General features: G+C 71.3%; 24 protein-coding genes and 1 riboswitch. Of the genes, 4 read left to right on the top strand and 20 right to left on the bottom strand.

Going from position 1 to position 21,904, the window contains the following annotated elements; genetic code table 11:
- Positions 1 to 3: 3 nt before the first annotated feature.
- The 3 genes from ACFY2Q_RS26375 to ACFY2Q_RS26365 form a co-directional block, all read right to left on the bottom strand.
- Positions 4 to 657, bottom strand: a complete 654-nt coding sequence (locus ACFY2Q_RS26375; RefSeq protein ID WP_387134668.1) for a fasciclin domain-containing protein — start codon at positions 655 to 657, stop codon at positions 4 to 6.
- 98 nt (positions 658 to 755) lie between these two features.
- Positions 756 to 2,858: a M14 family zinc carboxypeptidase gene (locus ACFY2Q_RS26370; RefSeq protein WP_387134666.1), complete on the bottom strand. Its 2,103-nt coding sequence runs from the start codon at positions 2,856 to 2,858 to the stop codon at positions 756 to 758.
- A gap of 110 nt (positions 2,859 to 2,968) precedes the next feature.
- Positions 2,969 to 3,748, bottom strand: a complete 780-nt coding sequence (locus ACFY2Q_RS26365) for an endonuclease/exonuclease/phosphatase family protein (RefSeq protein WP_387134663.1) — start codon at positions 3,746 to 3,748, stop codon at positions 2,969 to 2,971.
- 184 nt (positions 3,749 to 3,932) lie between these two features.
- On the opposite strand from ACFY2Q_RS26365, the gene ACFY2Q_RS26360 reads away from it, so the two are divergent.
- Positions 3,933 to 4,706 (top strand): sulfite exporter TauE/SafE family protein, encoded by a 774-nt coding sequence (locus ACFY2Q_RS26360; RefSeq protein ID WP_387134660.1) that lies wholly within the window; start codon positions 3,933 to 3,935, stop codon positions 4,704 to 4,706.
- Positions 4,691 to 5,476 carry a GNAT family N-acetyltransferase gene (locus ACFY2Q_RS26355; protein WP_387134657.1) on the top strand — a complete coding sequence of 262 codons (786 nt, stop codon included), beginning with the start codon at positions 4,691 to 4,693 and terminating at the stop codon, positions 5,474 to 5,476. Before ACFY2Q_RS26360 ends, ACFY2Q_RS26355 begins: the two co-directional genes overlap by 16 nt.
- 10 nt (positions 5,477 to 5,486) lie before the next feature.
- On the opposite strand, the gene def is transcribed toward ACFY2Q_RS26355, so the two are convergent.
- Positions 5,487 to 5,996, bottom strand: a complete 510-nt coding sequence (gene def / locus ACFY2Q_RS26350; protein ID WP_387134655.1) for a peptide deformylase — start codon at positions 5,994 to 5,996, stop codon at positions 5,487 to 5,489.
- Positions 5,997 to 6,027: 31 nt separating this feature from the next.
- Complete coding sequence (locus ACFY2Q_RS26345; protein ID WP_387134652.1) at positions 6,028 to 7,224, bottom strand: chorismate-binding protein; 1,197 nt, start codon at positions 7,222 to 7,224, stop codon at positions 6,028 to 6,030.
- A 123-nt stretch (positions 7,225 to 7,347) separates the two neighbouring features.
- Between ACFY2Q_RS26345 and ACFY2Q_RS26340 the strand changes: the two genes are divergently transcribed.
- Positions 7,348 to 7,548, top strand: coding sequence for a DUF5999 family protein (locus tag ACFY2Q_RS26340; RefSeq protein WP_357000983.1), 201 nt, complete (start codon positions 7,348 to 7,350; stop codon positions 7,546 to 7,548).
- A 149-nt stretch (positions 7,549 to 7,697) separates the two neighbouring features.
- Here ACFY2Q_RS26340 and gcvP read toward each other — a convergent pair whose 3' ends face one another.
- On the bottom strand, positions 7,698 to 10,520 hold the full coding sequence (gene gcvP, locus ACFY2Q_RS26335; RefSeq protein WP_387134649.1) for an aminomethyl-transferring glycine dehydrogenase: 2,823 nt from the start codon (positions 10,518 to 10,520) through the stop codon (positions 7,698 to 7,700).
- Between the two features lie 71 nt (positions 10,521 to 10,591).
- A riboswitch (glycine riboswitch) is annotated at positions 10,592 to 10,690 on the bottom strand.
- 60 nt (positions 10,691 to 10,750) lie between these two features.
- Entirely contained in the window at positions 10,751 to 11,590 is an 840-nt protein-coding gene (locus ACFY2Q_RS26330) for an NAD-dependent protein deacetylase (protein WP_387134647.1), read from the bottom strand.
- Positions 11,591 to 11,649: 59 nt separating this feature from the next.
- On the opposite strand from ACFY2Q_RS26330, the gene ACFY2Q_RS26325 reads away from it, so the two are divergent.
- Positions 11,650 to 12,306, top strand: a complete 657-nt coding sequence (locus ACFY2Q_RS26325; RefSeq protein WP_387134644.1) for an SDR family oxidoreductase — start codon at positions 11,650 to 11,652, stop codon at positions 12,304 to 12,306.
- Between the two features lie 34 nt (positions 12,307 to 12,340).
- On the opposite strand, the gene ACFY2Q_RS26320 is transcribed toward ACFY2Q_RS26325, so the two are convergent.
- The 13 genes from ACFY2Q_RS26320 to ACFY2Q_RS26260 all read right to left on the bottom strand — a co-directional run bounded on the left by ACFY2Q_RS26320 (position 12,341) and on the right by ACFY2Q_RS26260 (position 21,899).
- Positions 12,341 to 13,036: a DivIVA domain-containing protein gene (locus ACFY2Q_RS26320; protein ID WP_387134641.1), complete on the bottom strand. Its 696-nt coding sequence runs from the start codon at positions 13,034 to 13,036 to the stop codon at positions 12,341 to 12,343.
- Complete coding sequence (locus ACFY2Q_RS26315; RefSeq protein ID WP_387134638.1) at positions 13,033 to 14,202, bottom strand: globin domain-containing protein; 1,170 nt, start codon at positions 14,200 to 14,202, stop codon at positions 13,033 to 13,035. The genes ACFY2Q_RS26320 and ACFY2Q_RS26315 overlap by 4 nt, the downstream gene beginning before the upstream one ends.
- Positions 14,203 to 14,204: 2 nt before the next feature.
- Positions 14,205 to 14,603 (bottom strand): group 1 truncated hemoglobin, encoded by a 399-nt coding sequence (locus ACFY2Q_RS26310; protein ID WP_387134635.1) that lies wholly within the window; start codon positions 14,601 to 14,603, stop codon positions 14,205 to 14,207.
- Positions 14,604 to 14,925: 322 nt separating this feature from the next.
- The gene (locus tag ACFY2Q_RS26305; RefSeq protein ID WP_387134632.1) at positions 14,926 to 15,522 is read right to left on the bottom strand and encodes a MerR family transcriptional regulator; all 597 of its coding nucleotides are present in this window, start codon (positions 15,520 to 15,522) and stop codon (positions 14,926 to 14,928) included.
- Between the two features lie 189 nt (positions 15,523 to 15,711).
- On the bottom strand, positions 15,712 to 16,176 hold the full coding sequence (locus ACFY2Q_RS26300; RefSeq protein ID WP_007460347.1) for a bifunctional nuclease family protein: 465 nt from the start codon (positions 16,174 to 16,176) through the stop codon (positions 15,712 to 15,714).
- 182 nt (positions 16,177 to 16,358) lie between these two features.
- Entirely contained in the window at positions 16,359 to 17,060 is a 702-nt protein-coding gene (locus tag ACFY2Q_RS26295; RefSeq protein ID WP_387134834.1) for a MerR family transcriptional regulator, read from the bottom strand.
- Between the two features lie 50 nt (positions 17,061 to 17,110).
- Complete coding sequence (locus ACFY2Q_RS26290) at positions 17,111 to 17,563, bottom strand: FHA domain-containing protein (protein ID WP_007071101.1); 453 nt, start codon at positions 17,561 to 17,563, stop codon at positions 17,111 to 17,113.
- A 214-nt stretch (positions 17,564 to 17,777) separates the two neighbouring features.
- On the bottom strand, positions 17,778 to 18,158 hold the full coding sequence (gene gcvH / locus ACFY2Q_RS26285; RefSeq protein ID WP_387134629.1) for a glycine cleavage system protein GcvH: 381 nt from the start codon (positions 18,156 to 18,158) through the stop codon (positions 17,778 to 17,780).
- A gap of 59 nt (positions 18,159 to 18,217) precedes the next feature.
- Positions 18,218 to 19,222, bottom strand: a complete 1,005-nt coding sequence (locus ACFY2Q_RS26280; RefSeq protein ID WP_387134626.1) for a DUF881 domain-containing protein — start codon at positions 19,220 to 19,222, stop codon at positions 18,218 to 18,220.
- A 10-nt stretch (positions 19,223 to 19,232) separates the two neighbouring features.
- Positions 19,233 to 19,565, bottom strand: coding sequence for a small basic family protein (locus tag ACFY2Q_RS26275; RefSeq protein ID WP_007460356.1), 333 nt, complete (start codon positions 19,563 to 19,565; stop codon positions 19,233 to 19,235).
- Entirely contained in the window at positions 19,562 to 20,512 is a 951-nt protein-coding gene (locus tag ACFY2Q_RS26270; protein WP_387134624.1) for a DUF881 domain-containing protein, read from the bottom strand. Before ACFY2Q_RS26270 ends, ACFY2Q_RS26275 begins: the two co-directional genes overlap by 4 nt.
- Positions 20,509 to 21,141 carry a CDP-alcohol phosphatidyltransferase family protein gene (locus ACFY2Q_RS26265; protein ID WP_387134622.1) on the bottom strand — a complete coding sequence of 211 codons (633 nt, stop codon included), beginning with the start codon at positions 21,139 to 21,141 and terminating at the stop codon, positions 20,509 to 20,511. The genes ACFY2Q_RS26270 and ACFY2Q_RS26265 overlap by 4 nt, the downstream gene beginning before the upstream one ends.
- Positions 21,142 to 21,434: 293 nt before the next feature.
- A complete protein-coding gene (locus tag ACFY2Q_RS26260) occupies positions 21,435 to 21,899 on the bottom strand; it encodes a MarR family winged helix-turn-helix transcriptional regulator (RefSeq protein WP_387134619.1) in 465 nt (154 codons plus the stop codon).
- Positions 21,900 to 21,904: the final 5 nt, after the last annotated feature.

Below are 21,904 nucleotides of genomic sequence, written 5' to 3'. Positions count from 1 at the left end.
CGGTCAGTGCGCGCGGTGGTCGGAGTCGCTTGCGGTGGTGGGCAGTGGGCCGAGGACCGCGTTGATGATGTGGATGCGGGTGTTGGTGGCCTGGTAGCCGGCGCAGACCGCGTCGGCGCGGTCTGCGAGGCGTGCGGTGGGGCCGGTGCGGGTGACGGCGATGGCGGTGCCGTCGAGGGTGGTGGCGGTGCCGGCGTCGACCAGGTCGTCGATCTGGTGGGTGCCGGCGATCAGGTGCGCCTTCAGCAGGGTGCGCAGCTTGTCGGCGTGGCGGACCATCAGGTCGTCCCAGTTGTCCTCGGAGAACTTGGCGGCGAAGGCGTCGTCGGAGGGCGCCAGGATGGTGAGGCCGTCGGTGGGCAGCTCGGCCAGGAGGCCGCTGGTGCGCAGGGCGGCCTCGAACGTGGTGAGGGTGGGCATCCAGCGCAGCGCCTCGTTGACGGGTTGACCGGCGAGGAAGGCCGGGTTTCCGGGTTCGGTGTCGGCGGGCAGTGCGGCGCAGAGGGGTCCGGTGAGTGGGGGTGCCGCGTCGGCGCGGGGGGCGGCGGGGCTGCTGGTGCAGGCGGCGAGCAGCAGGAGGGTTGGCACGAGGAGGCCGAGGGCCGGCCGTCGACGGCGTCGCGGTGGGGTGCCGTTCGGGTTGGCGGGTTGTGGCACGGCGGTCTCCACGGGTTCGCGGGTTGGTGGGTGGGGTGTGCCGGCGGCGCGGGCGTCAGGCCCACGCCGCCGGCACGGTGGTGCGGCTAGCTAGGTGGTCACACGGCCGCGCACTGGTTGCTGCGGGGGCCGTGCACGGTGTTGGCGACGCCGAGGGTGGTCGGGGTCGCGCTGTTCGCGGAGCAGTTGAGCGGGCCGCGGATGGTGTTGCCGGCCAGCAGCGGGACGTCGCCGGTGGTGCCGGTCAGGTTGACCGGGCCGGAGACGGCGACGTCGATGAGGGACACCGCGCCGGTGGCCTTCGTGATCTGGAGCGGGCCGTTGAGGGTGCTGTCGGCGAGCATGACGCCGGCGGCGCTGTTGGCGGTGACCGGGCCGCTGATGGTGGTGCCGGTCGCCACGAGTGCCGCGCCGGCCTGGATGGTGACCGGGCCGTTGATGGTGGCGTTGGCGGCGCAGGTGAAGCCGGACACGGTGAGTGGTCCGTTGCGCCGGCCGGTGAGGTTGGGGTAGATGCGCTCGCCGTCGACGAGCTTCTCGACGCCCTTGGTGTCCAGCAGCAGCGGGATCAGGCCGCGTTCGGGCTGGTTGAGGGGCACGTAGTAGCCGTCGGCGGTCTTGATGACCTTCCAACCGTGTGCGGCGATGCGCTGCGCGACGGTGGCGCCGACGCCGCCGGGGCCGTCGGTGCGGGCACCGTTGTACTGGGCCTCGGTGAGCTTGTAGGCGCACGGCGCGTTGTCGAGGATGAGGTCGGCGCGGGGGGCGTCGAGCCCCGGCGGGCTGTCACCCGGGTGCGGGGCCGGGTAGGCCGGGATCGGCCGGGATCCGCGGAAGACGAGGCGGCCGGTGTTGGCGGCCTGGCCCTCGATGCCCTCGGCGCGGGCGGCGAGGATCTCTGCCTTGTTGGCGGCCCGGTAGTCGAGGAACTGGTTGAAGGTCCACAGCGCGGAGTAGGTCTTGCGGCGCCGGTTGTTGGCGGTGTTGCCCTCGTCCGGTCGGGTCTGTCCGCCGGAGCTGCGAAGCTCCAGGAGGGAGTTGGCGACGTTCTTGAGGCCGAGGGTGTTGCGGAGGATGGTTTCCTCGCTGTTGCCGACGGTGCTGCCGCCTTCGCAGCCGTAGGGGCAGGCCCACCAGCCGTCTTGGGCGCCCTTGGTGTACATGTGGCCTTCGATCATGTCCTGGGACTGGTCGAAGATGGCCTGGGGCACGTTCTGGTGACGCGGCGGCAGCATCGGCAGGTCGCCGGCGCGGGTGTTGCCGTACTCGTGGCCGTCGTAGCCGGCGACGGGCCGGTAGTCGCGGACCATCTTGATGTACGCGGCGGTCTCGGGCTGACGGATCAGCGAGTAGTCGCGGTTGAGGTCCTGGCCGGCGGAGTTGCCGCGCGTGTTGTTGGCCCGGCCGTCACCGTTGATGGTGGGGATGATCAGCACGTTGGTGCGGCTGAGCAGGTCCACAACGCGGGGGTCGGTGCTGAAGGCGAGTTGGCGGGCCATGATGAGGCAGGCTTCGCGGTCGCCGGGCTCGTTGCCGTGCACGTTGCAGTTGATGGCAACGGGTGCGGTGGCGGCGACGGCTTCGGGAGTGGCCGCCGGGGTGGGGTGGCCGATGACCATCATGTTGATGGGTCGGTTCTGGAGGGTGCGGCCGAGCTCGACGACGCGGACGCGGTCACTGAGGGCGTCGATGGCCTCGGTGTAGGCGTACTCGTTGACGTCGCTTGTGTACTGCGCGCCGCGGGTGGTCTCCCACTGGGTGCGCAGCTGCTCGCCGGGGGTCGCGGGGTTGCCCCACGGTGTGGTGGTGGTGGCGACGACCGGCGCGGAGTAGGGCTGCTCGGTGGTGCCTGCGCGGGCGCGCACTCGCCATTGGAACGTGTCGCCGGGGTTGAATCCGGCGTCGGCGAAGGTGGGTGCCTGCTGGTTGATCTGGCGGTTGGGCCGCCAGATGCCAACGATTGTCGGGGCGCCGGTGGGGTTGCCGCTGGCGTCGACGGCGGTGCGTTCGATCTGGTAGTCCGTGGCGCCCTCGACGGGCTGCCACGCCAGGGTGGCGTACCCCTCGGCCTGGCGGACCGTGAGGTTGGCGACCTGGTCCGCTTGCGCGGCGGTCTGGGCGTTGGCGGGGCTGGGTGCGATGGTAAGCGTTAAAGCGATAGCCGTGGATACGGCGATCAGGGTGGGTCGCTGGCGTCTCATGTGGCCTCCGACTAGTTGATCGTGGCGCGACCCGCACAGCATGATCGTCGGAGTTCGTCGATGCAAAGATCTTGAGGGAATCTTGCGACTCGATGGCCGGAGTGCCCGTTTCAGCCGATGTCGACAAGCAGCGGGCGGTGGTCGGAAATGGTCGACAGCGGTGCGGTGACGGCCCGCACCGGCGGGAGCCGGTCGAGGGCGTGCCGGTCGGCGAGGATGTGGTCGAGTTGGACGCGGGGCTGCCCGGCGGGGTAGGTGGGGCGGCGGCCCAAAGGGCGCCAGCCGGTGATGAGGCGGGCCGGACCGGCGGGCAGGTTGAGGTCGCCGAGCAGGACGCGGGGGCCGGGCAGGGCGCGCAGCGCGCGGATGGTCCGGCGGAGTTGGTGGGCGTTCCAGCCGGGCACGAAGGACAGGTGTGTCGCGGCGACGGTCAGTGGGCCGTGTGGGGTGTCCACGACGGCGGCGAGGACGACGCGGGGTTCGTCGTGCAGCAGGATGAGGCCGCCACCGGGGCCGGGGACGTAGACCGGGGATCGCACGGGGGCGGGTTTGAGGCGGGTGACGTGCCAACTGCGGACGGGGTGGCGGCTGATGAGGCCGATGCCGTAGCAGGGTTCGCCGTGCCCGTCGTCGTCGTGGCGCAGAGGGCGGAACTGTTCGCCGGGGGTGCCGACGACGGCGGCGGCGAAGCGGTGGTGGGGCGCGTCGAGGGCGCGGGCGGCGATGGCGGTGAGGTCGAGGTGGCCGCTGCGGCTCTGGTCGCGGTCGACTTCCTGGAGGGCGAGGATGTCGGCGTCGAGGGCGCGGACGGCGGCGGTGAGGCGCTCGGGGTCGACGAGCCCGTCGGTGAGGGATCGTCCGTGCAGCAGGTTGAAGGTGGCCAGGCGCACCTCTGCACCCTACGTCCCCGTGGCATGGTTGCCCGGTGGTGAAACTGCTGCTGTGTTCCGTGCTGGTCTTCGTGGCGGTGGGCGCTTTGGGGGTGTGGCTGCGGCGTATGCGGGGTCGCTGACCGGGTGAGGCTGGCCACTCCGGTGCCGCTCAGGCGCGCGGGGGTGGGCAGAATTGCCGGCCGTGGACGCCGTGACGCTGAGTACGCTGCTGGCCGCCGCCGCGATGGCCGGGTGGGTGGATGCCGTCGTCGGCGGTGGCGGGTTGCTGCTGCTGCCGGCGTTGCTGGTGGCGGCGCCGGGGTTGCCGGTGGCGACGGCGTTGGGCACCAACAAGTTGGCGGCGATCTTCGGTACGGCGACGGCGGCGGCGACGTACGCGCGGCGCACGAAGATCGACTGGCGGGTGGCGGGACCGGCGGCGGGGTTGGCGGTGCTCAGCGCGGGCGTGGGTGCGGCGTTGGCCGGGGCGGTGCCGGCGTCGGCGTACCGGCCGGTGGTGTTGGTGGTGCTGGTGTCGGTGGCGCTGTTCGTGCTGCTGCGTCCGCGGCTGGGGGTGGTGGCGCAGCCGGCGCGGCGTACCCCGGTGCGGGTGGCGGTGGTGATCGCGGTGGCCGGGCTGGGCATCGCCCTGTACGACGGGTTGATCGGCCCGGGTACGGGCACATTCCTGGTGTTGGCGTTCACGACGCTTGTGGGCGCGGACTTCGTGCACGGGTCGGCGATGGCGAAGGTGGTCAACGCGGGCACGAACCTGGGTGCGCTCGTGGTGTTCGGGGTGACCGGGCACGTGTGGTGGCTGCTGGGCGCAGGGATGGCGGTGTGCAACATCGCCGGCGCGGTGGTGGGTGCGCGGATGGCGCTGCGCCGCGGCTCAGGGTTCGTGCGGGTGGTGCTGCTGGTGGTGGTGCTGGCGTTGGTGGCGAAGCTGGGCTACGACCAGTGGATGGCCCGCTGATGCCGGTGCGGGCGGAGCACGACCGGGCGGTGCTGGCGCGGCTGCTGGGGCGCGATCCGGTGCTGCACGCCTACCAGTTGGGTGATCTGGACGATTTCTTCTGGCCGTACACGTCGTGGTTTCGCCGGGGTGACCAGGTCGTCCTGCTGTATCACGGCGTGGCTCCGCCGACGTTGTTGGCGTTCGCGGCGCCGGCGCAGCGCGACGGTATGGCGGCGTTGCTGGCCGAGGTGGCGCCGCTGCTGCCCGCCCGGTTGTACGCGCACCTCTCCCCCGGGCTCGCCGAGGCGCTGGAGGGGTCGTTCCGGTGCGAGTCCGGCGGGCGGCACCACCGGATGGCGCTCACCGATCCGGCGCGGCTGGCGGCGGTGACGCCGGCCGGCGCGGTGCTGGGTGCGGCGGATCTGCCGCGGTTGCGGGAGCTGTACGAGCGGGCGTACCCGGGTAACTGGTTCGACGCGCGGATGCTGGACACCGGGCAGTACCTGGGGGTGCGCGACGGCGGTGAGCTGGTCGCGGTGGCGGGGGTGCACGTGTTCTCGTCGGCGTACCGGGTGGCGGCGCTGGGCAACGTGGCGACGCACCCCCGGTGGCGGGGTCGGGGTCTGGGCACGGCGGTGGTGGCGGCGTTGTCGGCGCGGCTGCGGGTCAGCGTCACGCACGTGACGCTGAACGTGAAGGCGGACAACGCGGCGGCGGTGCGGCTGTACGAGCGGGTGGGGTTCACCCGGGTGGCCGACTACGACGAGTGGACGTTGACGGCCCGGTAGGCGCGTGCCGTCAGCGGCGGCGGCTGGGTGAGTCGAAGCGGCCGGCGCGGATCTCACGCAGGGCGCGGCGGCGTGTGTCGCCGCGCAGGGTGTCGACGTAGAGGGTGCCGCGCAGGTGGTCGGTCTCGTGTTGCAGGGCGCGGGCGAGGAAGCCGCTGCCGGTGATGGTCAGGGGTTCGCCGTTCTGGTCGACGCCGTGGGCGGTGGCGTGCAGCGCGCGTGTGGTCGGGAAGTACAGCCCGGGGATGGACAGGCAGCCCTCCTCGTCGTCCTCGGTCTCCTCGGACAGTTCGAGCGTCGGGTTGATGAGGTGGCCGCGGTGGCCGTCGGCGTCGTAGACGAACACCTGGGCGCTGACGCCGATCTGGGGTGCGGCGACGCCGGCGCGGCCGGGTGCGCCGAGCAGGGTGTCCATCAGGTCGGTGACCAGGGCGCGCAGGTCGGCGTCGAAGGTGGTGACGGGTTCGGCCGGGGTGCGCAGGACGGGGTCGCCGATGATCCGGATGGGCCGCATGGTCATGCGGGTCAGCGTATCGCCGGTGGCGGTGGGTTCAGCGCCCGGCCAGGGTGGCGCGTACGGGTGCGGTCTTCGCGGCGGCCTCGGCGACCTCGGCGTGGGGGTCGCTGTCCCAGGTGATGCCGCCGCCGGCCCAGGTGTGCAGCTTCTCGCCGTCGGCGGCGGCGGTGCGGATGGTGAGGCCGAGGTCGACGTGGCCGGGGGCGACCCAGCCCAGGGCGCCCATGCTGGCGCCCCGGCCGACGGGTTCGAGGCGCGTGATCTGGGTGAGGGCCGCGCGTTTGGGTGCGCCGGTGACGGAGCCGCCGGGGCAGGTGGCGCGTAGCAGGTCGGCCAGGCCGAGGCCGTCGGCGGCGGTGGCGTGGACCGTCGATTCGGCCTGCCACAGGTCGCACCAGCGGCGTACGGCGAACAGGTCGTCGACGGTGACGGTGCCGGTGCGGGCGATGCGGGCGAGGTCGTTGCGTTCCAGGTCGACGATCATGATGTGTTCGGCGCGTTCCTTGGCGCTTGCGAGCAGTTCGGCGCGGCCGGCGGGGGTGGCGGGGCGGGTGCCTTTGATCGGTCGGGTGATCAGGTGCCCGTCGTGGACCTCGATGAGGGTTTCCGGTGAGGCGCAGCCGATGGCCCAGCCGTCGCCGGTGAGCACGCCGCCGTAGCGGGCGCCGGGGAGCGCGCCGAGGCGGCTCAGCGCGGGTAGCGGGTCGCCCGTGTAGCGGGCGGCGGCGTGTCCGACGAGGTTGGTCTGGTAGACGTCGCCGCGGCCGATGGCGGCGCGGACGGCGTCGACGGCGGCGGCGTGTTGGGCGGGGGTCCAACTCTCGGCCCATGGGCCGAGCCACCACGGTGTCGGCGGCCCGCCGTCGGGGGTGCGGGTCGGGCGGTGGTCGTAGACGACGACGGCCAGGTCGGGCAGGGCCGGTGCGGGTTCCGGCGCGGCGGGTGGGGCGCCGGCCAGCAGCGCGCCGGCGGCCGCGGACAGGTAGAGTGCGGCGCCGCAGAGGCGGGTGTCGCCGTGGTGGGTGGGGGCGGGTCGGGTCAGGTCGTGCAGCGGCAGGCCGTGCGCGGCGAGGAATTCCTCGGCCAGGGCGGCGGGGTCGCCTCCGTCGGTGCGGCGCCACTGCAGACGGGCGCGTTCGACGAGCGCGCCCCGGCAGCCGGCGGGTGCCGCGGGGACATCGACCAGCACCTCTGGGAGCGTTTCCACGCCGTATGGCCCGACCTTCCTCATCCGTTCAGTGGATTTCCCGTGTCCAAGACCGACACCTGCTCGGCGTTGGACACATTCGCTTGGTACTGTGCGTCACTGGTCATGTGAACCATGACACAGTGCCCCCACAGTCCGGAGAACCCGATGTGCCAGCACCAACCGACCTGCCCCTCCGCTGAAGCCACCGACCGGGAAGCCGCCCGGGTCCTCGCCTGCTTCCCTGAGCAGGGCTGGAGCCTGCTCTGCAACGGTGTCATCGTCTTCGAGGACACCGGCGAGCTGCTCCCCGACGGCAGCAGCATCGCCCCGCACCGCGGCCCCGCCCGACACGCCCTCGCGGCCTGACCGACCACCCAGCGTCACCGAATCGCCGCCGCCGACCCAGGCTAGTCCCCCGGTACGGGACACTCGAGCCCAGGTCAGCCCGGCTGCCGGGGCGGCACAGACAGCCCGCCCCGGCCCGCCGTCGTCAGTCTTGACCGCCTCCGGCGGTGTCAGTCCTCGAACGCCTCCGGCGACGGGCACGAGCAGACCAGGTTCCGGTCGCCGTACGCGCCGTCGACACGCCGCACCGGCGGCCAGTACTTGCCCGCCCGGTCCACCCCGGTCGGGTACGCGCCCACCGACCGCGGGTACGGGTGCGGCCACTCGTCACCGCTGACCATCGCCGCCGTGTGCGGCGCGTTCGCCAGGGGGTTGTCCCCCGCCGGCCACTGGCCCGAGCCGACCTGGTCGATCTCCGCGCGGATCGCGATCATCGCGTCGCAGAACCGGTCCAGCTCGGCCAGGTCCTCACTCTCGGTCGGCTCCACCATCAGCGTCCCCGCGACGGGGAACGACATCGTCGGCGCGTGGAAGCCGTAGTCGATGAGCCGCTTCGCCACGTCGTCCACGCTCACCCCGGTCGCCTTCGTCAGCGGCCGCAGGTCGAGGATGCACTCGTGCGCCACCAGGCCCTTGTTGCCGGCGTACAGCACCGGGAAGTGCCCGCGCAGCCGCGCCGCCACGTAGTTCGCGGCGAGGACCGCCACGCCTGTCGCCCGGGTCAGGCCGGCCGCGCCCATCATCCGCAGGTACGCCCACGGGATCGGCAGGATCCCCGCCGACCCGTACTTGGCCGCCGAGATCGCCGGCGTGGCGTCGGCGTGCGCGCCCAGCGGGTCACCGGGCAGGAACGGCGCCAGGTGTGACCGCACCGCCACCGGACCCACACCGGGGCCGCCACCGCCGTGGGGGATGCAGAACGTCTTGTGCAGGTTCAGGTGCGACACGTCCGCGCCGAACTTCCCCGGCTTGGCGAAACCGACGAGCGCGTTGAGGTTCGCCCCGTCGACGTACACCTGCCCGCCGGCGTCGTGGACCTTCGCGCACAGCGACGCGATGCCCGTCTCGTACACCCCGTGCGTCGACGGGTACGTCACCATGATCCCGGCGAGCGCGTCCCGGTGCTTGTCGATCTTCGTGTCGAGGTCGACCAGGTCGATGTTGCCGTCGTCGTCGCAGGCCACCACGACGACCCGCATGCCCGCCATCACCGCCGACGCCGCGTTGGTGCCGTGCGCCGACGACGGGATGAGGCACACGTCGCGGTGCGACTCGCCCCGCGACGCGTGGTAGGAGCGGATGGCCAGCAGCCCCGCCAGCTCACCCTGCGACCCGGCGTTGGGCTGCACGCTCACCGCGTCGTAGCCGGTCACCTCGGCCAGCCACGACTCCAGCTGACCGATCATCTCCCGGTAGCCGGCGGTCTGCGCGTCCGGCGCGAACGGGTGGATGTGCGCGAACTCCGCCCAGCTGATCGGCTCCATCTCGGTGGTCGCGTTCAGCTTCATCGTGCACGACCCCAGCGGGATCATGCCCCGGTCCAGGGCGTAGTCGAAGTCCGACAGCCGCCGCAGGTAGCGCAGCATCGCCGTCTCGGAGTGGTGGCTGCGGAACACCGGGTGGGTGAGGAAGTCGGTCGTGCGGGCCAGACCGGCCGGCAGGGCCGTCGCGCCGTCGCCGTCGAAGGCGGGCACTCCGAACGCCGCCCACACCGCCTCCAGGTGCGCGCCGGTGGTCGTCTCGTCGCAGGACATGCCCACCCGGTCGGCGTCGACGAGCCGCAGGTTCACGCCCCGCTCGGCCGCCGCGGCCACCACCTGCGCCGCCCGGCCGGGCACACTCGCGGTGATCGTGTCGAAGAACGCGACGTCCGCGACGTCCACCCCGCCGGCGCGCAGCCCGGCCGCGAGCCGCGCCGCCATCGCGTGGGTACGCGTCGCGATGTCCCGCAGCCCGTCCGGGCCGTGGTAGACGGCGTACATGCCGGCCATCACCGCGAGGAGCACCTGCGCGGTGCAGATGTTGCTGGTCGCCTTCTCCCGCCGGATGTGCTGTTCACGGGTCTGCAACGCCAACCGGTACGCCGGGTTGCCGTCGGCGTCCCGCGACACCCCGACCAGGCGCCCGGGCAGCATCCGCTCCAGGCCCGAGCGCACCGCCAGGTAACCGGCGTGCGGCCCACCGAAGCCCATGGGTACGCCGAAACGCTGGGTGGTGCCGGCGGCGATGTCCACGCCGATCTGCCCCGGGGCGCGCAGCAGCGTCAACGCCAGCAGGTCCGCCGCGACGGTGACCAGGGCACCGACGGCGTGCGCCGCCTCGACCAGCGCGGCGTGGTCCCGCACCGCCCCGGACGCACCCGGGTACTGCAGGTGCAGCCCGAAGAACTCCGCCGGCAACTCGTCGCAGTCGACGTCGACGACCCGCACCTCGATGCCGAGCGGCTCGGCCCGGCTGGTGATCACCGCGATGGTCTGCGGCAGCGTGTCGGCGTCGACGACGTACACCCGGCTCTTGCTCTTGGAGGCGCGGCGCGCGAGGGTCATGGCCTCCGCCGCGGCGGTGCCCTCGTCGAGCATCGAGGCGTTCGCGGTGGCCAGCCCGGTCAGGTCGGTGACCATCGTCTGGAAGTTCAGCAGCGCCTCCAGGCGACCCTGGCTGATCTCTGGCTGGTACGGGGTGTACGCCGTGTACCAGGCGGGGTCCTCGAGGACGTTGCGGCGGATCACCGCGGGGGTGTGCGTGCCGTGGTAGCCGAGGCCGATCATGGAGACGGCGACGGTGTTGCGCGCCGCGAGGGCCCGCAGCTCGGCGATCGTCTCGGCCTCGGTGGCCGCCTCCGGCAGGTCGAGGGTGCCGTGCCAGCGGATCACCTCGGGGATCGCCGCGTCCATCAGCTCGTCGATCGAGCCGTGCCCGACGACCTCCAACATGCGGCGCTCATCGTCCGGTCCGGGACCGATGTGACGGGTGGCGAACTGCTCTACGGTCATCAGGGAAGCTCCCGGGCGAGGTCGACGTGTCGGCCTCCCCCTCTGTCACGCCCACAGAGCGCTCCACAGTGCCTGCCCACGAGGTCCTTTTGCCTGAGAGGTTCCGGGGAGGATTTGCCCCTTCGGCGCCGCCCCGGGTGCTGTCGGGCGGTCTCTCCCACGTGGGTGCTACCGGCATGGTCAACGCTACCAGCGTCGGTGTTACCGGCAGATGTCCTACCCCCGGGCCCTCACACCCGCACCCCGCCGGTCACCCGGTCGGCAAGCGCGGGCAGCACCTCACCCAACGGCGCGTCGACGCACACGGTGGCGTACGCGTCACCCCGGGTCGGTCCCTGGTTGACTATCGCCACCGGAATGCCGCCTTTCGCCGCGCGGATCACGAACCGGCGGCCCGACATCACCGTCAACGACGACCCGAGCACCACCAACGCCCGCGCCTGCTCCACGAGCGCGAAGCACCGCGCCACCCGCTGCGGCGGCACCGTCTCGCCGAAGAACACCACGTCCGGTTTCAGCATCCCCGTCCCGCAGATCCCGCAGTCCACCGGCCGGAACGCGGTCACCTGCTCATCGGGGAGATCCACATCACCGTCCGGGTTGACCGCGGCGACACGGGCCACAAAGCCCGGGTTGGCCTCGCGCAGCCGCCGGTCCACCTCCTCCCGGGAGGTCAGGTTGCCGCAGTCCAGGCATGTCACCTCGTCGAGGCGACCGTGCAACTCCACCACCGACCCGCTGCCGGCAGCCCCGTGCAGCCCGTCCACGTTCTGGGTGATCACCGCGTCGACCAGGCCGGCGCGTTGCAGCCGCGCCACCGCCCGATGCCCGGCGTTCGGGGCGGCCCGCGCGATCAACCGCCACCCCAGGTGGCTGCGCGCCCAGTACCGCTGCCGGGCGAGGGGATCACCGGTGAACGCCTGGAACGTCATCGGGGTGTGCCGCCGCGCCACCCCGCTGGGTCCCCGGTAATCCGGGATGCCGGACTCGGTGGACAGGCCCGCGCCGCTGAGCACCACCACCCGCCCGCCGGCCAGCAGCGACGCCAACACCTCCAGGCTCTCCGTCACCCTCCCATGCTGCCTCAACGCGGCAGCCGACGGCGAACCCCAACCGGTAGGTTGGCAGGATGCGCGTCGTCATCGCCGGAGGCCACGGCAAGATCGCCCTGCTGTTGGAACGTCACCTCACCGACCGCGGCGACACCGCCGTCGGCCTCATCCGCAACCCCGACCAGGCGGACGCGCTGCGCGCCGCCGGCGCCACCCCGATCGTCTGCGACCTCGAACACACCGACGTCGGCACACTCGCCGGGCACCTCGCCGACGCCGACGCGGTGATCTTCGCCGCCGGAGCCGGCCCCGGCAGCGGCACCGCCCGCAAGGACACCGTCGACCGGGCCGCCGCCGCGCTGCTCGCCGACGCCGCCACCCGCGCCGGCGTCCACCGCTACCTGCTGGTCTCCTCGATGGGTGTGGACGACCCACCGACCGCCGGCACCGACGACGTGTGGGCCGCGTACCTGCGGGCCAAACGCGCCGCCGAAGACGACCTCCGCGCCCGCGACCTGGCCTGGACGGTGCTGCGCCCCGGCCGGCTCACCGACGACGCACCCACCGGACAGGTCACGCTCACCCGGCACGCCGGCAGCGGCGCGATCAGCCGCGCCGACGTCGCCCACGTCCTCGCCGCGCTCCTCGACACCCCCCACACCGCCGGCGCGACACTGGAACTCGTCGGCGGGTCGACGCCGATCACCGACGCCGTCCAACACCCACAGGGGTGAGGCTCGTCAACGACGAACCCCACCCCCGCGACGATCACCGCTGGTGGTGACGCGGCAGCGCCGCCTGCCCCGACACACCGCCCACGAACGGCGCCCCCGGCGTCTGGCTCGCGATCCGGTCCATCGTGCGCGCCAACTGCTCACTGCCGTCGTCCAGATGCCGCGCCGCCGCCTGCATGTGCGACACCATCATCTCGCCGAAGATCCGCAACGCCTCGCGGGTCGCCACCGTGTCGTCGAAGCTCGACCCGGCCGACGCGCGGTACTCCGCCACCGCCCGCTCGGCCTCCTGCTTCGCCTCCTCCGCCGCGGCCCGCATGTAACTCTCGTACTGCACCCGGGCGTACTCGGCGACCCGCCGCGCGTAGTCATGCGCCTGCGCGATGATCTGCTCCGCCTCGCGCTGCGCCGCCGAGAGGAGATTCACCTCCTTGGCCGCCGGCGTCCTCGCCGCCGCACCCGCGCTCGGGATCACCCCGTGCCGATGCAACTCCACCCGGTCGGTGAGGCGCTCAATCTCCGCCCGCAGATTCGCGACCTGCGTCGCCATCAGATCGAACTCGTCGGCGACCTGCATCCGGAACCGGTCCACGTCGGCACTGTCATAGCCACGCCGCGTGAACGGCGCCGCACCGAACTCCCACCGCCGGACCCGGTCGGCCGTCATCCGCACCTGCACACCACCGGAGACCTGCACACCGTCGTACCGGCTGATCGGGGTCGCGCTCACTGCTCACCCCTTTCGTTTGACTGCTGCTGCACCGACGTACGCCACGACGCGCCGTACCACTGCGCGCCCAGGCCCTCGTGGTGCACCTGACCCGCGTGATAGCCCGCCCGGGCCAACACCTGCACCGAATGCGACACCATCTCGTCCGACCCGCACACGTACACGTGCCGCGAGCGCCAATCACCATCGGCCAACGCCCGATCCACCACGTGCACGAACTCACCGGGCCGGGACACGTCCGCACCCTCCACGTACGTCACCGTCAACCACGGACACGACGACGCCAACTTGTCGATCGCGTCGCTGTCGTAGAACTCGCCACGTGAACGGGCACCCACATACAGATCCACCCGGCGGCGGGAACCCTCCGCCGCGACCTGCTCCACCAACGCCTTCACCGGCGCCCAGCCGGTGCCCGCCGCCAGCAGCAACAGATCACTGGAACCCGCCGGCCACAACGCCAGCCGCTCCCCCACCGGCGCGGCCAGATGCACGACATCACCCACCGCCGAGCCGTACACCAACCGCGACGACACCACACCACCCGGCGCGGCCCGCACGTGCAACTCCAACGTGCCGTCCGCGCGCGGCGCGTTCGCCGGCGAGTAATACCGCCAGGACCGCACCGACGGATGCGACACCCCGATCGACTGACCCGGCACGAACGGCAACAGATACTGCGGGCGCACCGTCAACACCGCCACGTCGAACGCCCGCCGCTCATGGGCAACGATCTCCGCCACCCACCACGGCGGGTTCACCGCCTCCGCGGCCTGCGCCGCCTCCGTCATCACCTGCGCGATCAGCCCGTACGCCGCCGCCCACTCCTGGGCCAGCTCATCGGTCCACTGCTCCGCCAAGAAATGCTGCAACGTCGCCAGCAGCGCCTCACCGACCGCCGGGTAGTGCTCCGCGCGCACCGCGAACTTACGGTGGTCCCCGCCGAGATCCTGCAGGTAACCCACCAGCCGATCCACCTGGTCCACGTGCGACACGATGTGCCCCAGCGCGGTCACCAGACGGTCCCGCTGACCGGCCATGTTCGTGGGGAACATCTGCCGCGTCTCGGGATGGGCCAGAAACAACGTCGAATAGAAATAGAGCGGCACCTGATCGCCGTGCCCGGCGACCACCGACCAGCTCTGCTTGAGTCGGGCCGCGTCCACGCTCAGGCGCCCGGACGCGTCCCGGCGGCCACCACCTGGTCCTGCACCTGCGCCAGCACCGCCTGCACGTCGGCAAGGATGTCCGCCGGCACACCCAACTCGGTCAACGCCGCGCTCAGGTGCCCACCCACCAACGCGTACTGCTCCACAGTGATGCCCAGCGGCTGGTGCGCCTCGGCCAACCCGCGGCCGTCGAACTCGTTCGGGCCGCCCAACACCACAGCCAACATCAGGGCCAGGTGCCGGCGCTGACCCACCATGTCCACAGTGGCGAAATAGTCAGCCAGGTCAGGATCGGCGAGCACCTTGTCGTAGAACAGCTCGACGGCCGCCTTCACAGCGTTCGCACCGCCGATGCGGTCGTAGTGCGAGACGGGAGCGGCTTCCTGGGTAACCGTCACGGTCGTTCCTTCCGGGGTGAGAAATCGCGCCGGGCAGCGCGGAGGGGCAAACGGCCCACCGGCGCGGCACCCGCTAAGTCACGACGCCGCACCGCTTGGCCGTTCGGACCATAGCGTGCCGCCAACCAGCGGTCCGGGCCCCCCTATCCGATTCTCACCACACCGCGCACACAGAGTCACCAAAGACAGACTCAAGCTCCACACTCGGCAACCGGACAACCACCCACGGCGTCCACTGTGGAATCGACAGCCCGGGGAACCACCACCCGAGCCACCCGGCCTGACCCACGGTCACCAGCCGGTCACACCGCAACCCGCGAACTCAGCCCGCGCGACGCCGCGCCCGCCGCGCCGCCAACTCGTCGCCCCCCGGATCCACAGCCGACGCCACCGCCGGCTCCACCGGACCGCTCGCCGCCGGCTCCGCCGGCAGATGCGACAACGACCCCTGGATCTCCTTGAAAGCGCCACTGATCGCGATCCCGAACACGCCCTGCCCACCCTGCAACAGGTCGACCACCTCCTCCGGAGACCGGCACTCGTACACCGTCGTCCCATCAGAGATCAGCGTGATCCCGGCCAGATCCTCCACGCCACGCGACCGCAACGCCTCGATCGCCTTACGGATGTTCTGCAGGGACACCCCCGCGTCCAACAACCGCTTCACGACCTTCAACACCACAAGGTCGCGGAACGAGTACAGCCGCTGCGTCCCCGAACCCGACGCGTCCCGCACGCTCGGCACCACAAGCGTCGTACGCGCCCAGTAATCCAACTGCCGATAACTGATGCCCACCGCGTGACACGCCGTCACACCTCGGTAGCCCACCGAACCGTCACTCTCAGTCGCCGCACCCGACGACGACGCGCCCGGCTCGCTCAACTGTGTACCCGGATCGGAATCCTGCGGCTCGTGCATCCGGACAACCTCCCCGTCAGTGCGGCGACGCGTCGTTTCCGGGACGCGCACCCCTCGACACGGCAACCCTATCGCCACGCTCAGGAGTTACCACGGAGGAACCGGCGCGACACGCCGCGCACCCACCAAGAAAGATCACCAACCGGCCGGGCATCACCCACAGTGATCAGCCACCCGGACCCGAGCCCGTCAGCCCGCGAAATCCTCCGGACGCACCTGCTCCAGGAACTCGCGGAACTTCTCCACCTCGTCCTCCTGCTCGTCAGGGATAACGATCCCCGCCTCGCTGAGGACCTGCTCCGCACAACGAATCGGCGCACCGACCCGCAACGCCAACGCGATCGAATCGCTCGGCCGCGCCGACACCCGCACCCCATCGCCGATCAACAGATCCGCGTAGAACACGTTCTCCTTGAGCTCGGTGATCTCCACCGCCTGCAACGGCGCCTGCAACGCCGCCAACACGTCCCGCAGAAGATCATGCGTCAACGGACGGGCCGGCTTGACCCCCTGCTGCTCATAAGCGATAGCCGTGGCCTCGACCGCGCCGATCCAGATCGGCAGATAGCGGTCCCCCTCGACCTCCCTGAGCAGGACGATCGGCTGGTTGCTGGGCAGCTCCACCCGAACTCCGACCACGCTCAGCTCGCGCACCGCCGCCTCCGTGTCGTCGTCAACCTACGCACCGCGCCCTTCCCTGCACGGTACACGGACCGCGACACGGCCGTCCCATGCGCTACAGCACCACAACCGCGCCAGAAAGGGGTTACCCCGGCAAGCCTACGGCACGCTTCCCGAAAGAGATCTTTCCGCTCCGCCGCCGCCCACCGGGACCCTCACCGACCCAACGTCGACCGCAGACCCACCCGCACCAACGCCGCGTGCAACTGCTCCGACAACGCCACCAACTCCCGCGCCGTCTCCGCAGCCCGCGCCCGCGCCGCCGGATCACTCTGCCGCGCCAACGGCGCCACCAACTGAGCGAACAATCCAACCTCACGGTCCGCCGCGCTCCGGTAACCCCGCAGATGCCGCGGCTCCAACCCGTACGCCGCCAACCCCGCCACCGCCGACGCGATGATCAACGCATCCGCGTCATACCACCCCGGGGGATCCGGCACGAGAAAACCGAGCCGCTCCAACTCCGTCAACGTCGACTCGTCGATCCCACTACGGGCCACCAGATCAAGCCGGCCGAGCCGCACCTGCGACGACTCGGCCGGCTCCACCGACTCCCGACCCGGCACCGCACCATCAGGACCCACCGCCACCAACGAAGGCCGCGAACGCCCCGGCTGCTCACCGGACGAATCCCACTCCGCCAACTGCTCACGGATCACCCGCAACGGCAGATACCGGTCCCGCTGCGCGGACAGCACAAACCGCAACCGCGCCACATCATCCCAGCTGTACTTCCGGTAACCCGCCGCCGTCCGCTGCGGCTCCACCAGGCCCTCGGCCTCAAGAAACCGCAACTTCGAAATCGTCGTGTCCGGGAAATCCACCCGCAACTGCCCCAGCACCTCACCGATGCTCATCAGCGGCTGGGACCGGGCCGCCCCGGGTGGCGTGGAGGCCGCAGGCTCGTTCACCCCCGGCCGGCCTCCTCCTCCGGGCGCGGACCGGCGATGAACACCACCCGGAACTTACCGATCTGAACCTCGTCACCATTGCTCAACGTGGCCGCCTCGACCCGCTCACGATTCACGTACGTGCCGTTGAGGCTGCCCACATCCCGCACCGTGAACGTGCCACCATCCCGGTGGAACTCAGCGTGCCGACGCGACACCGTCACGTCGTCGAGGAAGATGTCACTGTCCGGGTGCCGGCCACTTGTCGTCACATCGTGGTCCAACAGGAACCGGGCACCCGCATTCGGACCGCGACGAACCACCAGCAGCGCCATACCGGGCGGCAGCGAACCGGACATCCGGCTCGGCACCACATCGGTGTCCGGCCCCTCCAGCACTTCGTCGAGCGAACCGAGATTGAGCGTCGAAGTGACGTCGAGCGGGGGGAACTCGTCGTCTGGCCGCGTCATGGGACCACCTCACGGATCTGTTCGGTCGGCGTCGGGTAATGGCGGGTCTGGCCGCCGGGCACTCGAACACCCGGCGGCTGGCTCCCCGTGCCCGGGAAGGCAATTCCGCAACGCTCAACTAATGGTTTCTCGGTCGACTGGGCGAGCCTAGCCAGCGCCGAAATGCAGGGCAACCGGACGCGCGCAGACAACCCGCCCGCCGGATCAAGCACACTCAGCCTTCGGTGATCTTCTGGTACGCACCCGCCGTCAGCAACCCGTCCACAGCGGTCGGGTCATTCGGCGTGATCTCCACCAACCAACCCGCACCATACGGATCAGTGTTGATCAACTCGGGTGTGTCACCCAGCGCCTCGTTGCGCGCCGCCACCGTACCCGCCACCGGCGCGTAGATCTCCGACACACTCTTGGTCGACTCGATCTCACCCAACGAATCACCGGCCGCCACCACCGCACCGACCTCGGGCAACTGCACGTACACGATGTCGCCCAGCGCGTCCTGCGCGAAGTGCGTGATGCCGACCCGGGCCGAACCCGTGCCGTCACCCGCCACCCACTCATGCTCGGCGGTGTATCGCAGATCCTCGGGAATCACCAGACGCGTCCTCATCCATCGGTGCCCCGGACCACCCGGGCCCGGCGCGGCCGCGCCGGTCAGGAGACCGGACGGGCGTGTTCCAACTCGATCGGCAGGTGCAGCGCCGAAACCTCGGCAACCTCACGCTCCCCAAACGTCACGTTACCGCCGTCACCCCGGACCGACGCGACCACCCCGCCAGGAATGTTCAACGCCGTACGCATCGTCGCCGGATCACCGATCACCGTGATCGTGAACGGAGCCGCCAACCGCCGCCCCTCCACCACAAGCGAACCGTTCTCCCCATCCAGGAAGTACGTCGACGCGATGACCCGCACCGTCACCCGGTCACCACCGGAGATCTGCATCGCCTCCGCGCCCGCGCCCCGCAACTCCTGCACCGCGTCCAACACCCGGTTCGCCGAGATCGGCTTGACCCCACCGGTGAACTGCACAGTCAACCCCGGCCCCACCGCAGGCAACGTGCCCGCCAGAATGCCCAGCTCGTCCGCCCGACGGGTCGCCTCGTCCAACGCCGCCTGACGACCCTGCTCACCCGAGGCCAACTGCCGCTGACTGTCCTCCAACGCCCGAATGTCCTGCTGAAGGCGGTTCTCCCGCGCATCCAGATCCGACAGGATCCGCACCAGGTCCTCCTGACGCGTCGCCCCCAACGTCGGATCCGTCGACGTCGTCTTCAACTGCACCACAAGCGTGAAGCCCAACAACGCCAACAACGTCGCGATCATCACCCCGGCCGTACTCACCCGCCACCGACCCGCCACCACCGGCCCGGCCCGCCGCACTGGCAGCTCCGCCAACCCGTCGGACCGCTCCACCGGCTCCTCCGGACGCGGCATCGCGCTCAGATCCACCGTCGCGGCCTCGTCACCGACCGGCGGCGCCCCCGGCTCCGCAGCCGGCGACTCCGGCTCCACCGGGCCGTGCGGCGCCAACGGGCTCAGCTCGTCCGGATCCGGCGCATCCGGCCGAGGGTCCGGCTCACCCGCCGGCCCACCCGGCCGCGCCGGACCCGCCGGCTGCGGCCAACCCGTCCCCGTCTCCGTCTGCTCGTCGCTCATCGCCTCAAACCTACGCCCGGAACAGGTGCCGGCGGATCGCCGCCACGTTCCCGAAGATCCGCACACCGAGGACCACGACCACACCCGTGGACAACTGCCCGCCCACCCCCAACTGGTCACCCAGGTACACGATCAGACCCGCCACCAGCACATTCGAGATGAACGACACCACGAACTGCTTGTCGTCGAAGATACGGTCCAACTTCGCCCGCACCCCACCGAACACCGCGTCCAACGCGGCAACCACCGCGATCGGCAGGTACGGCTGCAACGCCGCCGGCACCGTGGGATCAAGCCACACCCCGAGCACCACACCGGCGAGCAACGCCAGCACCGCGATCATCGGCCACCTCCGGAAGGGCTAGCGGTCGGCGGGGAACCCGACGACCCGGGACTGACGGACCGGCCACCCGACACGGACGGGCTCGGACTGACCGACGGCCTGGCGTAGCGTAGCTGCGGCTCCGGAGCCGCCGGCAGGGTGAGGTTATCGGCGCTGCGCAGACCGAACGACAATCCAGTCTCCTGCGCGACCTGCCTCATCAACGCCGCATTACGGCTGTCGTCGTACGCGCGCCGCATCGACCTCGGACCGATCGCCGACACCTCGTACGGCCCGGTCACCGGCCGGAAATCCACAAGGATCGCCTCACCCGCCGAACGGATCGTCGACGTCGAGGTCAACCGCTGCCCGTTGATGGCGACCGCCTCCGCACCGGCACTCCACAGCGCGTTCGCCACACCCTGCAGGTCGCTGTAGAGCACCCGCGGTGGCCCCGCACCCGCACCGGTCACCGCGTCCGCCTTACCCGGGGCGTCCGCCAACCGCACCACCACGCCGTCGCCGCGCACCCGACCCAGCCCGGTGCTCGCCTCCAGGTCCCGCAGCCGCGCCGCCGCCGACCCGGTCAACGCCGCGTCCCGCTGCCGGCTGACCTCCTCGCGCAACTGGTCCGCGCGCGTGGACAACCGGTCGGTCTGACTCTCCCGATCCTTGATCTGCGCCACCAACCCGGAGCGTGCCTGAGCGCGCCCCGGTTCGTCGGCCATCGTCTGCCGGTAGGCGACAGCGAACAGGAAACCCAGCACCACCACCACGAACATGCTGATCGAGCGCCCCGACCAGGCCCGCCATCCCTGGGCCGGCGTCGACGAGCCCAAACGCCCGCGTGCCGCTGCCGCGTCGGCGTACCCCGGGTCCAGCGGGTTGCGGAACAGCTCGGTGAGGAAGTCCGGCGCGTACACCCGGTCCGGGCGGGGCCGCTCGGGCGGCGTCGGCGTCGTGCTCACGCCGCCGCTCCCGGGTCACGCGCCGCGCGCACCAGCCGCACCGCCTGCACCACGTACATCGCGCCGGCCACCCAGTAGAGCACCAGACCCCACCAGGCCAGACCCCAACCGATGGCGGCGGCGGCCGTGGCCACGCCTGTCGCCGCGGTCGCCAACAGCAGCACCGGGAACGCCGCGAGCAGCAGGAAGGTGGCCGTCTTGCCGACGTAGTGCACCGGAGGCGGGCCGTACCCGTAGCGGCGCAGCACCCCCAGCGAGCCGAGCAGCAGCAACTCCCGGGCCAGCAGCGCCGCGGTGAACTGCCACGGCACCACCTCCCGGACGGTGAAGGCGACGAGGGTGGCGAGGATGTAGAGCCGGTCGGCCAGCGGGTCGAGCAGCTCCCCCAGCCGGCTCACCTGACGCAGCCGGCGGGCGATCCAGCCGTCCACCCAGTCGGTGGTGCCGCCGATGACCAGCACGATCACGGCCGCCACGTCCGCGCGGGCTACCAGGAACAGGTAAAGGAAGATCGGCACGCCCAGCAGTCGCCCGAAGCTGATCAGGTTGGGCAGGGTGAGCACCTGGTCGCCAGGGGTCTGGTCGTCGATGTCCCGTGGGTGCTCTTCCCGAGCCGGCCGACGCGACACCGAACCTCCTCCACGGCACGCTCCGGCACCCGGCCGTCGTCGGGCGCGGCGGAGGTCGTACGCGCTGTCGGGCCGGCAACCACCGGCTCCCCTGCGGCCCCGGGACGGGACCTCTTTCCTGACGCGGCCCGCGATCTCGATGATCGCGGGCCGGGTAAGGGCGCTGCCACTATATCGGGCTCGTGGCCGGGTCTTGGGTGCCGTCGTGCCTCAGTTGGTGCGGCGTTGCCGCATTGTGAGGTGGGTCACCACGCGTAGAGCGTCCTAGGATGCTAGTGGAGGGATGTGGCGCCTCAGGCCGTCTGCACAGCCGGGTCGGTCTGCTGCTCCGGCACCGTCTGGGTCGCCGCCCGAGCAAAGGCGCGCAGCGCCTGCAACAGGTCGTGCTGCATCCGAGGCGGCATCCGGTCCAACACGACCTGCACCGCGTGCTGACGCCGCTCCGCCAACTCCCGCAGCAGGGTCTGCGCGGCAGCCGTCGGCACCAGCCGCACCTCCCGCCGGTCCCGCGGATCGGCGACCCGACGCAGCAGACCGGTCGCCTCCAGCCGGTCACAGAGCCGGCTGGCCGAGGAGGGCACCACATCCAACAGCTCGGCCAACCTGTTGACGTTTGTCTCCGGCCGGCTGCTGATCAGCGCCAGCACCCGCAACTGGGTCGGCGGCACCGGATGTCGCGACGCCGCCGAGTCAAGTACGGCGATCAGCGTCTCGGCGGCCGCCTCGATCGCCGAGGCGAGATCCTCAGGTCGCTCCACCCGAT

The sequence above is a fragment of the Micromonospora sp. NPDC000316 genome (genome assembly GCF_042898885.1).
Classification (GTDB): Bacteria; Actinomycetota; Actinomycetes; order Mycobacteriales; family Micromonosporaceae; genus Micromonospora.
The sequence above is the reverse complement of the archived record's forward strand: the minus strand, read 5'-3'. Positions and strand labels throughout refer to the sequence as shown.